The following is a 14,183-nucleotide window of genomic DNA, read 5'->3' as shown; positions in this document are numbered from 1 at the left end:
TTGAGCTACCGCAGACAGCCTGGGATTGCGTTGCGCGTCGCGTCACCGTGGATGCGCCGCATCAGAGCAGTACGGCCCTGATTCACGCCCCGTCCGGATGCCCACGCCTCCGGAGTCCCGCCCCATGCCCGCAGCGAACGCACCCAAGTTCGTTCGAGTGGTGGAGAAAGTAGCAGCGGTTTTGCTGGAATTGCAAGCGGGGGCGCTCGGATTCACCACGTCTCCGGGGCACACGGGCGCTGGCCGACGTCAGGGGTGGTGGGAATCCCTTAGGAGGGTTTCCAGGGAGGGGCCTGGGCCGGGATTGGGCAGGGGGGGTAGGCTCGTGGCTCGGGCGCGGGAGGCGCATCGCCATGGCACAGGACCTGAACTCGCTGCTCGAGTCGCTGCGGCAGCTGACGCAGGCGGCGAAGGAGCCGGGACGGCTGTCGCGGGAGCAACTGGAGCACGAGGTTCGCCGGGTGACGGCGGCGCTGGGCGAGCTGCTCACCCAGCTGGGCGGTCAGCTCCAGAGCACGGCCTCACCGGCCTCGGCGGCGCTGGTGGAGGTCTTCCAGAGCCAGCTTGCCACCGTGTTGCAGCAGAACGGCATGGTCCCCGAGCAGTCCGAGGAGATGAAGAAGCTCGGCGCGGAGCTGGAGCGCCTCAAGCGCGGCTACATCCGGAGCTGACGGCGCGGGGCTTCGAACGCACGACGGCCCACCAACCGGAGGGCTGGCGGGCCGACGCATGACTCATGGACTGGCGGTGCTCGGGGCGCTCAGGCCTCGGCGGGCTGCTGCGTGGGGGTGGTGCCGCACACGCCGGAGGGGCAGGACGTGTCGGCCGCGCCCGGCGTGCCCTGCCCGCCCAGCGACTTCAGCAGCTCGCCAATCTGCGAGACGATCTGCTCCAGCGCCTTGATGAGCTTCTGGAGGGGGTCGGTCTCCTCCTCGGCGGCGGGGGCCTGCGCGCCCTCGGCACCCTCCGTCGGGGCCGCGCCCTGCGGGGCCGCGGACTGCGCCGGGTTCTGGGGCGCACCGGCCTGCTGCGTCTGCGGCTGCGCCGGGCTCTGGGGAGAGCCGGCCGACGCCGCGCCCTGGGGCTGCTGACCCGCGCCCGCGCCGGAGTCCTCGCCGGGCTTCTGGCCGGCCAGCGACTTGAGCACGCTGACGAGCTGCTTGAGGGTGTCGAGGATCTGCTTCAGCGCCTCCTCCGGCCGGGCCTTCGCGGACGCGTTGGCCTTGTCCGCCTTGGTGGTGCCCGTGGCGGCATCGAAGGAGCTCTCCCCCAGCAGCGAGCGCAGCAGCGGGTTCTGGCTGAGCGCCTTCAGCGCGTTGTCCGCCGTCTGCTGCCCCGGAACCGCGCCCAGCTCCGGCGGCTTGAAGTCCGAGCCGATGGAACGGAAGGAAGCCAGCGAGGGACCCGCGGACAGCTTGGAGATGCCGCTCATGGTTTTGCTCCGGGCAGGGGGTAGGGGAACAGGGGCTGGAAACCAACCCCGTAATTCATTGTCGTACATGCAGGTCTGTTGTTGCTTCAGACCTGCATTTTCCCCACATCCCCTCCTGCCGGAGCCGGCGCCGCGTCAGTCGCCGCCCGCCCGGCGCTGGGCGTCGCGCACCCAGGTGGCGACCTCCGGGTGGCTGCGCTCCACCCAGTCGCGGAAGCGCTGCCCCTGGGTGACGGGTCTGCCATTGGCGTCCATCGTCGGCATCTGCCCGAAGAACAGCGTGTGCAGCTGGTCGCCCAGGTTGAACATGTCCTCGGAGCCGTGGTTGTGGGCCCGCGACAGGCGCTCGACGAACTCCTCCATGTTGGGGCCCGTCATGCCGAACTCGTGTGCGGCCTGGGCGAGCGTCCGGATGTAGCCCTTGTGGCCCGCGAGCTCCGGGTGCGTGCCGAGGAAGTGCTGGATGTCCTTCGGGGACATGCCGGAGCCCTGGCCCAGCGTCTCCTCCAGGAACTCGGGCCCGGAGTAGATGAGGCTCTCGGCCAGCTGCCGGTCCATGCCGCTCTGCTCCAGCAAATCAATCTGCTGCTCGCGCAGGACGAGCTGGTCCGGGTCCAGGAACTTCACGATGAGGCCGCCCACGAACAGGGCGGCGCCCGCCAGCTGAAGGCCGGGGGCCAGGCTGACGAAGGCGGACGCGGCGAGGATGGCCCCGCCGATGGCCTGCGCGCCCGAGGCGGCGCCACTGAAGTACTTGCCCTCCTTCACGGCCTGGAAGCCCTGGATGGCATCACCCGCCGCGCCGAGGATGGCGCCCACCGCGGACAGCCGGCCCATGAGCTTGGAGGCCGACGCGCCCTTCACCAGGATGTCGGTGAGGTAGCCCGCGCCGTCCGCGCCCACGCTGATGTAGTCGCCGACCACCTTCAGATGGGCGGCCACGTCCCCCTCGGACCACTCGCTGGCATCCGAGGCGAGCGCCGCCAAGGAGATGGCGACACCCAGGCCGCGCAGCGCCTGGCCGCCCCGGGTGTCGGGATTGCCAATCAGGCCCGCCTCCTGCTTCCGCAGCAGGGTGTCGAGCGGCTCCATGTTCCGCTTGTACTGCTCGGCCGACATGTTGGGCTTGAGCGTCTGCAGCACGGACGTGTACGTCCGCATGTCATCCGGGCGCATCCCGAAGAGGGGCGCGTACTGCGCCAGGCCCTCGTAGATCTCCTTCGCCGTGGTGACGTCGCGGATGCTGGCGGCCTTGATGGCGTCACGGCCCGCGGACTTCACGAGCGCGATGGCGAGCTTCTCGTCGAAGTCCTTGCCGTCCTTGAGCTTGGACGCCACGTCCAGGAAGACATGCTTGCCCTCGCCCTTGGCCTCCAGCTGCCTCGCGAGGTACTCGGCGCCCGAGTCCGTCTCGGCCATGCGCGGCAGCGCGCGCGCCAGCTCCTGCACCCGCGGGTCCGCGTCGCTCGGCGGCACCCCGTCCGGCGCCACCTGGGCGAGCTGCTTGCTGAGCTGCTCGAACTTCTCCATGTCCGCCTTGCGCTCCGGCGTCATGAAGGCGGCGATGACGGCCTGCTTCTGCTCGTCGGTGAGCACCTTGGCCGGGCCGCTGAGCAGCTCGGTGAGCTTCTTCTGGTGCTCCTCCGCCTTCTCCGCGGCGGCGACGAAGTTCGTGCGAATCGCATCGATGGGCTTCCACAGCGCCTCGTGGAGCAGCTGGGCGTCGCGGAAGTGCGTGGGGGCGTTGGGCGTGGTGACGGTAGACCGCGAGAGCGAGCGCTCGATTTCGAAGGCCAGCTTCGTGCCGATGTCCGCGGCGAGCGTGTTCCTCACCGCGCCCAGCAGCGGCCCCTGGGTGATGCCCGGCGGCATCTTGTCCGCGAAGGCCGCGCCCATCAGCCCCGCGGACGGCTCCCGCAGCTTCTCCGCCGCGCGCGCCAGGCTGTAGTACGTCTGGTACTTGATGTTGTTTTCCTGGCCGCCCAGCTCGTTGAGGACCGTGCGGTCGCTCAGGTCCGGCGGCTTCTGCGGCGGCGGCGGGCGCAGCTTGCGGTCCGTCTCAGGCGACACGCTGGAGAAGTACTCGCCCATCTTCACCAGCGCGGGCCGGGCGGCCTTGACCAGGGCCTCCTGGTAGGCCGGGTCCGGGTTGTCGTTGATGAGCCTCTCGAACTGGGCCGCGCCCTCCTGCAGGCTGCGCTGGAGCGTCGCGTCGAGCGCCTTCGCATCCTCCTGGGCCTTTGTCGCGGGAGTGGCGCCCGTGGCCTGCGTCGCCACCTGGGTCCGCACCTGGGTGTTGCTCGTCGCCACGCCGGGCTGGGGCAGCGGCAGGCCGCTGGCGGCGTTGCGCAGCAGCTCCGCGACATTCGTCCCACGGCCCGAGGGCAGCCCCGCCGCGCCCCCGGCCGCCGCCGCGCCCGCGCTGGCACCCGCGGCGGCGGCTCCAGCACCGCGTGACGCGCCCTCCAGCGCGTTGAACGAGGGCTGGCCGCCGGTGGGCGAGAAGAAGACGCTGAGCTGCGCGCGCGTCATCTCCACCGGGCCGCCGGTGTGCAGCGGGTCCGCGACGATGTACTTCCCCTCCGCCGTCTTGCCGAGGATGGCGTTGAGGTGGCCCACGTCGCCCGAGCCCATGCGCTCGGGGAACTGCGAGCGCCAGGCCGAGTTGGTGTAGCCATTGGCGATGACGGGGTTGCCCGCGGCGAGCTGCTTGTCCAGCGTCTCCCAGCCCTGCCCGTAGCGCGAGTCGAGCCCCGCGCCCTTGATGCCGTCACCCACCATGGTGCCGCCGGTCAGCTCGCGGTCGCGGTTGAGCATCGGCACGCGCGTGCCGTCCGACGCCTGCGCATACGTGAACTCCGACGCGCGGCGCGGGCTCATCAGCGCGCGCGCATGGTCCACCTGCTGCTCCTTGGTGAGCCCCGGCGGCATGTGCCCGGTGTATGCCAGCGACATCGCCAGGCTCGCGGGGCCGCAGTTGGTGCTGCCGCGCGGACCGTACGGGTTGTACTCGGAGGTGAACTGGGTGATGAACGCCTGCTCCGCCGACATGGCCGAGCCCGGCGCCCGGCCACCGGAGCGCGCCGCCTGCGACAGCGCCTTCGACAGCGCCTCGCGGGTGCTGGCGGCATACTCACCGTTGGCGGTGACGCCATGCTCCTGCTGGAACTTCTTGAGCGCGGCCTCCGTCTGCGGGCCGAAGAGGCCCGGCCCGGTGGCCACCTGCTCCTTCGTCAGATAGCCCAGCTCCACCAGCGAGTCCTGGACCGCCGCCACATCCTCACCGGTGGCGCCGCGCTTCAGGTCCTTCCTCGGAAGCGGAAGCTCCTCCTCGGGCTCCGGCTCGGGAGGCGGCGGCGGAGGCGGCGGGCTCAGCCGGTACGAAGAAGAGTCCTCCTCCTCGAAGTGCGACTCGGAGTCATGCCCCGTGGCCTGGGACGACTCCTCCGTCCGGACTTCGTTGTGCTCGGCTGACTCGCTCTTCTGGACGTCCCCCGCGTCCTTCGGTGAATGAGCCTGTGACGAACGTGATGAACCATCGACGCGCATGAACCGTGTCCCCCTCGAACAAATGCATCAGGCATTTGTATTATCCGCCGTGACACACGGGTGTTGTCACGGCGGGGGGAGTCACGGCGGATTCTCGAATTATGAGTCGAGGCCCGGCTCGAGCAGATAGCTCACACGCACCATGAATTCCCGGGAGAAAACGGGAAGCGGGGCATGGCCACCGTTGTAGGGCTGGGCGATGCGAAAGTTGGTGCCCATCAGGTTGTAGACACCGGCGCCCAGCTCGAGTCCGGGCGTGCCCACATTCTCCGCGCGCACGAAGAGGTTGAAGAGCAGCTGCGTGGGCAGCTCCTGCACGGCGGAGGTGCCCGCGTCATCCGGCGCGTCCACGGCGTAGCGCTTGCCCACGAGCACGGCGGTGGGGCTGATGGAGAGCCACGGCAGCACCTTCACGCTGCCCGCGAGTGACGCCTTGTGCGTGGGCATGCCGGTGAAGGTGTTGGAGTGCCCGGGCACCTGGTAGTCCTCCACGTCGTTGCGGCCGGACGGCGCATAGAAGGAGTAGTTGAGCGTCGCGCGGCCCCAGCTACCCTTGAGGTGGTAGTCCAGCTCGACGCCGCGGCTGCCCAGGCGTCCCAGGTTGCGGTAGGCCTCCGTGTTCGACACCGCGTCGTACGAGTAGATGATGGGGTCCGACACGCCCATGTCGAAGGCGTTCGCGCTCACCGCGTGGCCCTCACCCAGCCGCAGCGTGCCCTCCAGCTCGAACACGGTGGTGCGCTCCGGCCGGACGTCGTCGCCCAGGCTGATGTTCTCGATGCCGGGGGCGCGGAACGCGCGGCTGAAGAGGGCCTTGGCGCTGAACGGCCCGAAGGAGCGCAGCAGCACCAGCCGGGGCACGAAGGAGCTGCCGAAGGCGCTGTGGTTCTCGAAGCGCGCGCCGGCCACCACCGTGGCGATGGGGTTGTCCAGGTACGCTTCCATGAAGCCGGCCAGGTTCAGGTAAGAGACGCGGTCGGCCCCCTCCTCGCCGAAGGCTGTCTGCAGGCCGACGTCCGCGGGGCCGTTGAGCCGGCCCTCATCGGAGGTGACGTCCGCGCCCGCGGTGAGCTGCAGGAAGTCCAGCGCCGCCCAGCGGGCCATGGCGCGCCCACGCAGCCGCCGCACCTGCTTCTCGTAATAGAACTCGGACTGCTGGTCGGAATCGCGGAACGGCTCCGACAGCGTGAGGTTGAGGCGGGTGACCAGCTCCAGCTGCTCGCTCGGGCGGAGCCGGTTGCTCAGCTCGGCGTGGAGGTTCTCGAACTCGGTGGGGGCCGGCGCCGACAGCACCTCGTCGAAGGCGACGACGGTGGACGTGTTGTAGCGCTGATACAGGACGCTCAGCTGCGTGTCCTTGTAGCCCACGCCCGCCTGCACCGTCGTCGGGTCCAGCTGGCTGTTGCCGCCCATCTGCGCGGAGTTGCCGAAGAAGTCCTGGAACTCGGCGTCGCTGCGCTGGGCCTGGCCCAGGCCGGCCGAGGCGAAGAGGCTCAGGCCGGGCACGGACTCGAAGACCTTGCGCCCGGAGAGCGTCACGCCGCGCCGGCCGTTGACGCTCTCGAGCTGCCCGTAGGTGCCGGACACCAACAGGTCCGTGCTGCCCTGGACGCCGCGGGTGATGACGTTGATGACGGCCAGCTCGGCGTTGCCGCCGTAGATGACGGAGCCCGGGCCGCGCACCACCTCGATGCGCTCGATGAGCTCGACGGGGAACTCGTTGCCCAGCTGCATCGTGGAGTAGAGCTGCTCGTTCAGCTCCTTGCCGTCCACGACGAGCAGCACCTTGCCCTCGTAGCCCCACAGGCCGCGGAAGCCGGGGCCCACCGAGCCCTGCACGTCCACGCCGAAGAAGAAGCCGGGCACCAGCAGCAGCAGGTCCATCAAGTCTCGCGCACCCGACGCGCGAATCTCGTCCGCGTTCATCGCGGTGACCACGGCGGGAGACTCCTGCAGCCGGGTGACGGCGAACGAGGCCACCTGGCTGTGGACCTCGGGCTCCTCGCTGGTGCTCGCGGGCTGCTCCTCTACGGGAAGGGCCTCCGCTGGGGGCGCCTCCTGTCCGGCGACGGCGGGCGCCGCGCACAGGAGGAAGGACAAGCCAAGGGAGATGCCAGGGCAGCTGGGGGTGCGGGGCATGGGGACCTCGAACGAGCCGGGGTGCGGGCCTCCTGAGGCCGTCACCCGGGGGGGAACTGGGGAAGGGGCGCGGGAGAGGGTGAGGCTTCAGCGGACGCGGACCGCGGTGAGGCGGCCGGGCTCGACCTCGACGTTCATCTTCCGCTTCACCACGCCGTTGACGCGGACCTCGACGCGCGCGGTGCCCGCCGGAAGGCCCTGGGCCTTGATGGGTGGAAAGCCATACGGCCGGTTGTTGATCCACACCTCGCCGTAGAGGGACGGGGACGAGACGTCCAGGTCGCCCTTCTGCGCGACGGCGGCGGAGGCCACGGAGGTGGGCGCGGTGCGGGCCGTGGCGGGCGGCGGGGGCTCGGGGCTGGCCGGCGCGGTTGCAGGCACGGCGCGGGCCGCCGCGGGCTGCTGCGCGCTCACGGGGCTCGCGGCCGCGGGGGAGGGGAGCGCCGCCGCCATCGGCGCCGGAGCGGCGCGAGCGGGAGGCGGCGCGACGTCGGCCGTCAGGTCGCGGTTGATGGAGTGGACATCGTCCTCGGCCAGCTCCACGGTCTCCTCGGCCAGCTTGCGCCCACCCTGGGCGATGGCCACGCGGTACGTGCCCACGCGCATGGGCACGCGCGCCGGCGTGAGGTCCACGGCCTTCCCATCCACCAGCACCGTCAGCCCCGGGGGCGTGGACGTCACCAGCAGCAGCGCGCCCCGGGACTCCTCCACCTCGGCGGGGGCGGCTTCCTTCTCCTTCTCCTTGGGCTGCGTGCGCGCGGCGAGCCGGGCCGCCCGGGTCTTCGCCGCGCGGGACGTCGCGGCCGTCTCCCGCGACGGCTTGGAGCGCTCGGCGCGCGCCGCCCGGGCCTGCTCGCGCGTCTGCAGGTCCACCGCGATGCGCAGCAGCTCCACCAGGTCTCCCTTGTCGTCCCCGCGCAGCCGCAGCGCCTCGGTGAACTCGGAGACGGCGGTGTCGTACTCGCGGTCCTCCAGCGCGGCCAGACCGGCGGCCCGCCGGGCGCGGGCCAGCCCCTCGTTCGCATCCTCCCGCGCGGGCTCGACGGCGGCGGGGGCTGGCGGGGGCGAGACCGACGCCACGGTGGCGGGCGCCGCGCGAGCGGGTTCGGCACCAGCGGCGAAGGGCGCTTCGGCGGCGCGCCGGGAGCGCACGGCCAGGTAGGCCACCGCGTTGACGGCGACGGTGCCCAGGAGGATGACGGCAATCCAGGTCTTCTGTTTCATCTGCGTCTCATTCCCGCGCCAGGTCGCCGCGCGGGTGTCGCCCCTCAGGCGACGAACATCCAGAACAGGGCGGTGCCGAGGACCGCGACGCCCGCGGCCACCGCAATCCCCAGGGGAAATCCTTCGGCCTTCGCGGGCGCCATGGCGGGCGCGCTCGGCACGTGCTCCGTCGCGCTGGTGGCCTCGACGGGGGCGGGCCGCGAGCCCGGGACGCCGCTGGGCGTGCGGCTGCTGCTGGAGCCGCTGCCGGACCCGGACGCGGACGCGCCGAAGGCGGACAGGGCGGTGGGGACCTGCCCCGTCTTGTCGGGGGGGAACAGCGTCGTCACCGCCGTGGCCAGCTCGCGGCCGCCGGGCGTCCAGCCCTGCGAGGCGCGGAACTGCTCCAGCTCCTCGCGCACCTCGCGCGCATTCGCGTAGCGCGCATCGGGCTCCCTCGCCAGCAGCCGCAGGAGGATGCGCTCCAGCTCGGCGGGGAAGCCCGGCACCACCTCGGAGGGCGGAGGCACCTCCGCCTGGGACGTGGCGAAGATGGTGGCCTCCACGGTGTCGCGCTTGAACAGGCGCTTCCCGGTGGAGGTCTCGTAGAGGACGATGCCCAGCGAGAACAGGTCCGAGCGGTGGTCCAGCTCCCGGTTGTGGATCTGCTCCGGGGACATGTACGGGTACTTCCCCTTCACCACGCCCACCAGCGTGCGCTCCAGGTTCACCGCGCTCTTCACGATGCCGAAGTCGGCCAGCTTGACGATGCCCTCGCGCGACACCAGCACGTTGCCCGGCGTCACGTCCCGGTGCACCAGCCGCAGCGGCGTGCCGTCCGGCAGCGTCTTCGCGTGCGCGTACGCCAGCGCGTCCGCCAGCGCGAGCCCCACCTCCACCGCCACGCGCGGGCCAATGGGGTACCCCACCTTCGAGGCGGAGCGCAGCAGCCGGTCCAACGACTGGCCCTGAATCCACTCCATGGCCAGGTAGTACTGGCCATCAATCTTCCCGAAGTCGAAGACCTGGACGATGTTGGGGTGCGTCAGCAGCGCGGCGACCTTCGCCTCGTCGGCGAACATCCGGCTGAAGGCCTCCTGGTTCTCGTACTCCGGCAGCACGCGCTTCACCACGCACGGCTTGGAGAACCCGTCCGGCCCGTCGATGGAGGCCAGGAAGATGTGGGCCATCCCACCAGACGCGAGTTGTTGGACAATCCTGTATTTGCCGAAGTAGCTCTCTTCTGCGGGAGCCGGCAATGACGTGTTGACCCTGTCCAACTGTCCCCTCAAGAATTATTAGAAAATTGAGAGGCTATCGGCGTTTTCCCTACCCCACAAGTCCAGGGCCGGCTGTCAACCAGATTTGAACATCGGCGGACAGTGGACGGACGGGACTAACGCCGTGTCTTCCTTGGCTTTTTCGCTCCCGCCTTGCGGCGGTGCTGCGGCGGGACGGGGCCCGTCACCTCGGCGAACCGGGCCCCGGTGACGCCCGCGTGCTCCAGGGCTTCCTTGATTCCCTCGGAGACGATGAGGCTCACGGGCCAGCCCCAGGAGCGGAAGACCCGGGCGCCGGCGGTCTTCTCCGGGTCCACGCGCAGGCCGCGCACGGTGCGGTACTGGCCCACGCGCTCGGGCAGGCCGTCCTCCGGCGTGTAGAGGCGCAGCTCCGTGCACGCGCGCTCGTCGATGCAGCGCAGCAGGCGCGTGGCGACGAGGATGAAGAACCGCTCGCGGCGGTCCTCAATCTCCACCGGGAGCAGCTGCACGTCGTCCGGGGCCAGCTCGCGGAAGATGGAGGCCACCCGCGCGCTGACGATGGGGGTGAGCCCCGCGCCCGCCAGGGAGAAGTCGAGCGGGACTCCGGGCGGCTGGGGGGCGCAGCGCAGCTTCCCCAGGCCCGTCACCCGCGCGCCGGAGGTGAACTGCCAGACGGAGTCCACCTTCACCTTCTCGAGGGAGACGGGGTCGGACAGCTCCACCCGCTCGGGGAAGCGGTAGTCGTCGTGGAGGTCGAAGTAGCGCACCGGCCGGGAGGCGCGGGCGGCGGGCCGGCGCGCGGCCGACATCCGGCGGGGCGGCTCGCCCAGGGCCGGCTCGGCGGCCTGCTCCGACACCTCGGGCGGATTCTCCCACAGGGCTCCGGGAGTGGAGGCCTGCCTCGGGGAGCGTCGCGCCAGCACGCGGAGCGCCTCGGTGAACCGCCTGAACATCCGCCGATTCTACCCAGCCCTTCTCCAACTTGAGCGGCCGAAACGCGGGGGCCCCGCTGCCCCGCCTCCACGCCGGGCAGCCAGGGGCACTACCAGCGCGTGTGCAGGCCGTACTGCGCGGTGCGGGTGTCCAGGCTGAGGAAGGAGAACTGGCCCTCCGAGCACGTCCCACTGTTGAGGAACAGCCGGCTGCCATGCTCCACGCGCATGCCCAGGTGGGTGTGCCCGGTGACGACGATGTCGGCGGCGCTGTCGTTGGCGCGCGCCAGGGCCCAGCGCTGGAAGGTGCACCGGGCCGGGTCCGGCAGCGCGTTCGTCATCCGCTCGTCCAGCGCCTGGAACATGCGGAACATGGCCCGCAGCCGCATCCGCCGCAGCCAGGCGCCGGCCCACACCGCCGCCTCCGACAGCCAGCGCGCCTTGCGGATGACCCAGTCGTGGTGGTGCCCGTGGGTGAACAGCATCCTCACCCCGTCGGCCTCCAGCACGAGCTGCTCCGGCGCGCCCAGGAGCGTCCCGGCCACCAGGTCGTGGTTGCCGTGGATGTAGTGGTACTGGGGCAGGGCGAAGCGCTGGACGATGTCCGGGTGCGCGGCGCGCGCCGCCGCCAGCTCCGCCGCGTACCGCCCCGGCGTGCGCGGCGTCAGCGTCTCGAAGATGTCACCCAGCAGGATGATGCGCTCGAAGTTGCCTTCCAGGAACCGCAGGAAGCGCAGGAAGGCGGAGTCGTCATGTCCGAAGTGGTCCGCGGCGTCCCGCCTTCCCAGGTGCAGGTCCGAAATCACCGCGATGCGCATACCGCCTCCAGGCCCGGCTTCAAGGTGCAAGGGCGGGGCCGGCCCTCCCCCGCGAACGTGGCCCTCTTCGTAACGGGCTCGGGAATTTCATACCGCGTGACTCGCGGGAGCGGCTGTGTACGTTTCGCCACTTCCATGTGTCGCCGAGTCATCCCGTTCACTCTCTGCATGCTGCTCCTGGGTACCGCGCTGGCCCACGCCCAGGTGCCCGGGCCTCGCCGGACGGTGTCCGCGGTGCGGGTGGAACGCCCGCCCGAGCTGGACGGCGTGCTGGACGACGCGGCCTGGAGGCAGGCCACCTTCACCACCGACCTCGTCCAGAAGGAGCCGGACCAGGGGCTTCCCGCCACGCTGCGCACGGAGGTCGCATTCGTCTACGACGAAGACGCGCTCTATGTCGGCGCGCGGATGTTCAGCGATTCGCCAGCGGACATCGAAGCGGTGATGACGCGCAGGGACGAGAGCGGCGTGGCCGAGCGGCTCATCCTCTCGTTCGACACCTGGCTCGACAGGCGCACCGCGTACAGCTTCGCGGTGACGGCGGCGGGCCAGCGGGTGGACTGGTACCACCCGGTGGACGAGGAGTTCGAGCGCGACTCCTCCTTCAACCCTGTGTGGCAGGCACGCACCCGGCTGACGGGAGAGGGCTGGGTGGCGGAGCTGCGGATTCCGTTCTCCCAGCTGCGCTTCAATGCGGCGGAGGAGCAGGTGTGGGGGTTGAACATCAACCGCTACGTGCCCCGTCGCAACGAGGACGACTTCTGGGTGGTGGTGCCCCGCCACGTCACCGGCTGGGCCTCGTGGTTCGGCGAGCTGCAGGGCATCCGCGGCGTGCGGCCCTCGCGCCGGCTGGAGCTGCTGCCCTACGTGGCCGGGGACTGGCTGCTCAACGCGGGCCTCAACCCGCGCGCGGGCACGCCCTTCGACTCGCGGCGGGACTGGAGCGGCCGCGTCGGCGGTGACGCCAAGGTGGGGCTGGGGCCCAACTTCACGCTGGACGCCACGGTGAACCCGGACTTCGGCCAGCTGGAGGCGGACCCGGCGGTGGTGAACCTGAGCGCCTTCGAGACCTTCTTCGAGGAGCGCCGGCCCTTCTTCACCGAGGGCAGCCAGCTGTTCACCGGCAGCGGCCCCCAGTACTTCTACTCGCGGCGCATCGGCGCCTCGCCCCGCCTGCTCGGGGACTTGGAGTCGCAGCGGGACTTCGTGGAGGCGCCCCGGGCCAGCACGCTGTGGGGCGCGGGGAAGCTCACCGGGCGGCTGGCCTCGGGCCTGTCGCTGGGCGGGCTGGCGGCCGTCACCGGCTCCAGCTTCGCGGACACCTACGACTTCGACACGGCCCAGACGGGCCGGGTGAAGCTGGAGCCCTTCACGGGCTACGGGGTGATGCGCGTGCAGCAGGAGCTGGGCGGCGGGGCCTCGGTGGTGGGGGCCACGCTGACGGGCGTGCACCGCGCCATCCGCTCGGGTGGCGCGGAAGCGGACCTGGACGGCAACCTGCCCCGGCAGGCGTACACGGCGGGCGCGGACGCGTCGTTCCGCCTGGGCGAGGGGGGCCAGTACGCGCTCACCGCGTACGCGGGCGGCAGCCACGTGAGCGGCAGCCGCGAGGCCATGGAGCGGCTGCAGCGCTCCAGCGCGCGCTACTACCAGCGGCCGGACCAGACGTACGTGCGGGTGGACCCGGAGGCCACGTCGCTGTCGGGCTACACGGCGGGCGCCACGCTGGAGCGGGTGAGCGGCCGGCACTGGCTGTGGAGCGTGGGCGGCTACGCGGAGTCACCGGGCTTCGAGCTCAACGACGCGGGCAGCCTGCAGACGGCGGACGACCTCAACGCGGACCTGAGCCTCACGTACCGGGACACGGAGCCCGGGCCGCTGCTGCGCGGCCTGGAGGCGACGCTGGCGCTCTCCAACAACTGGAACTACGGCGGGGTGCGCCAGACCACCAGCCTGTCGTCGACGGTGGGGCTCACCTTCCCCAACTTCTGGACGGCGTCGGTGACGGGCACGTACCTGCCGCGCGCGCTGTCGGACGTGCTGACGCGGGGCGGGCCGCTGATGCAGACGGGCCAGGGCATGACGTTCCTCGGCAGCCTGGAGAACGCCTTCAGCGCGACGACGCGGTGGAGCCTGGAAGGGGAGGTGTGGCGCTACGAGACGGGCAGCCACGGCTATGTGCTGGGCGGCAGCCTGAGCGTGCAGCCCAACCGCCGGCTGCGCCTGGCGGTGGAGCCGGGGCTGTCCTCCTTCACGGAGGAGCCGCAGTACGTGGCCACGGTGGGCGGCGGCCGGGAGCAGACCTTCGGCCGGCGCTACGTCTTCGGCGCGGTGGACCGGCGCGAGCTGTTCGCCCGGCTGCGCGCGGACTTCTTCGTCACCCCGAACCTGAGCGTGGAGCTGTACGCGGAGCCCTTCGCGTCCAGCGGGAAGTACCGCCGCTTCGGCGAGCTGCTCCAGCCGCGAGGCCGCGCGCTGCTGCGCTACCCGGAGGACGGCATCACCCGGGCGGACGGCCGGCTGCGCGTGGTGGATGCCGCGGGCGAGTCCTTCGAGGTGGACGACCCGGACTTCAACCTCCGCTCGCTGCGCAGCAACCTGGTGGTGCGCTGGGAGTTCCGCCCCGGCAGCACGCTCTTCTTCGTGTGGCAGCAGGACCGCTCCAACGAGGAGGCCCTGGGCACCGTGCTGGAGCCCTCCGCGCTGGGCAACACCTTCTCCGCGCCGGGCAGCCACACCTTCGCGGTGAAGCTCTCCTGGTGGATTCCGGTGGACTGACGGGGCGGGCGGCTACGCCTTAAGTGGTAGAGCCCTCGCGCGTGAACTCCCTCACGCTGGCGGACGTTCG

At 71.2% G+C, this 14,183-nt stretch carries 9 protein-coding genes; 2 read left to right on the top strand and 7 right to left on the bottom strand.

Annotation, left to right across the window (positions count from 1 at the left end; all coding sequences use genetic code 11):
- Positions 1-353: 353 nt before the first annotated feature.
- Positions 354-671: a hypothetical protein gene (locus tag LXT23_RS18480; protein ID WP_253981521.1), complete on the top strand. Its 318-nt coding sequence runs from the start codon at positions 354-356 to the stop codon at positions 669-671.
- An 89-nt stretch (positions 672-760) separates the two neighbouring features.
- On the opposite strand, the gene LXT23_RS18475 is transcribed toward LXT23_RS18480, so the two are convergent.
- The 7 genes from LXT23_RS18475 to LXT23_RS18445 all read right to left on the bottom strand — a co-directional run bounded on the left by LXT23_RS18475 (position 761) and on the right by LXT23_RS18445 (position 11,335).
- A complete protein-coding gene (locus tag LXT23_RS18475; protein WP_253981520.1) occupies positions 761-1,432 on the bottom strand; it encodes a hypothetical protein in 672 nt (223 codons plus the stop codon).
- Between the two features lie 135 nt (positions 1,433-1,567).
- Positions 1,568-4,981 carry a peptidoglycan-binding protein gene (locus tag LXT23_RS18470; RefSeq protein ID WP_253981519.1) on the bottom strand — a complete coding sequence of 1,138 codons (3,414 nt, stop codon included), beginning with the start codon at positions 4,979-4,981 and terminating at the stop codon, positions 1,568-1,570.
- A 99-nt stretch (positions 4,982-5,080) separates the two neighbouring features.
- Complete coding sequence (locus LXT23_RS18465; RefSeq protein ID WP_253981518.1) at positions 5,081-7,120, bottom strand: TonB-dependent receptor plug domain-containing protein; 2,040 nt, start codon at positions 7,118-7,120, stop codon at positions 5,081-5,083.
- Between the two features lie 87 nt (positions 7,121-7,207).
- Positions 7,208-8,344 (bottom strand): PEGA domain-containing protein, encoded by a 1,137-nt coding sequence (locus tag LXT23_RS18460; protein ID WP_253981517.1) that lies wholly within the window; start codon positions 8,342-8,344, stop codon positions 7,208-7,210.
- A 44-nt stretch (positions 8,345-8,388) separates the two neighbouring features.
- Positions 8,389-9,582, bottom strand: a complete 1,194-nt coding sequence (locus LXT23_RS18455) for a serine/threonine protein kinase (RefSeq protein WP_256560988.1) — start codon at positions 9,580-9,582, stop codon at positions 8,389-8,391.
- Positions 9,583-9,719: 137 nt separating this feature from the next.
- Complete coding sequence (locus tag LXT23_RS18450; RefSeq protein ID WP_253981515.1) at positions 9,720-10,538, bottom strand: imm11 family protein; 819 nt, start codon at positions 10,536-10,538, stop codon at positions 9,720-9,722.
- Positions 10,539-10,627: 89 nt separating this feature from the next.
- Positions 10,628-11,335 (bottom strand): metallophosphoesterase family protein, encoded by a 708-nt coding sequence (locus LXT23_RS18445; RefSeq protein ID WP_253981514.1) that lies wholly within the window; start codon positions 11,333-11,335, stop codon positions 10,628-10,630.
- A 168-nt stretch (positions 11,336-11,503) separates the two neighbouring features.
- Here LXT23_RS18445 and LXT23_RS18440 point away from each other — a divergent pair, with 168 nt between their 5' ends.
- Positions 11,504-14,113 (top strand): DUF5916 domain-containing protein, encoded by a 2,610-nt coding sequence (locus LXT23_RS18440; RefSeq protein ID WP_253981513.1) that lies wholly within the window; start codon positions 11,504-11,506, stop codon positions 14,111-14,113.
- Positions 14,114-14,183 lie beyond the last annotated feature (70 nt).

Source organism: Pyxidicoccus xibeiensis (assembly GCF_024198175.1).
Classification (GTDB): Bacteria; Myxococcota; Myxococcia; order Myxococcales; family Myxococcaceae; genus Myxococcus; species Myxococcus xibeiensis.
Note: the sequence above shows the minus strand (reverse complement) of the source record. Positions and strands in the feature narration are given on the sequence as shown.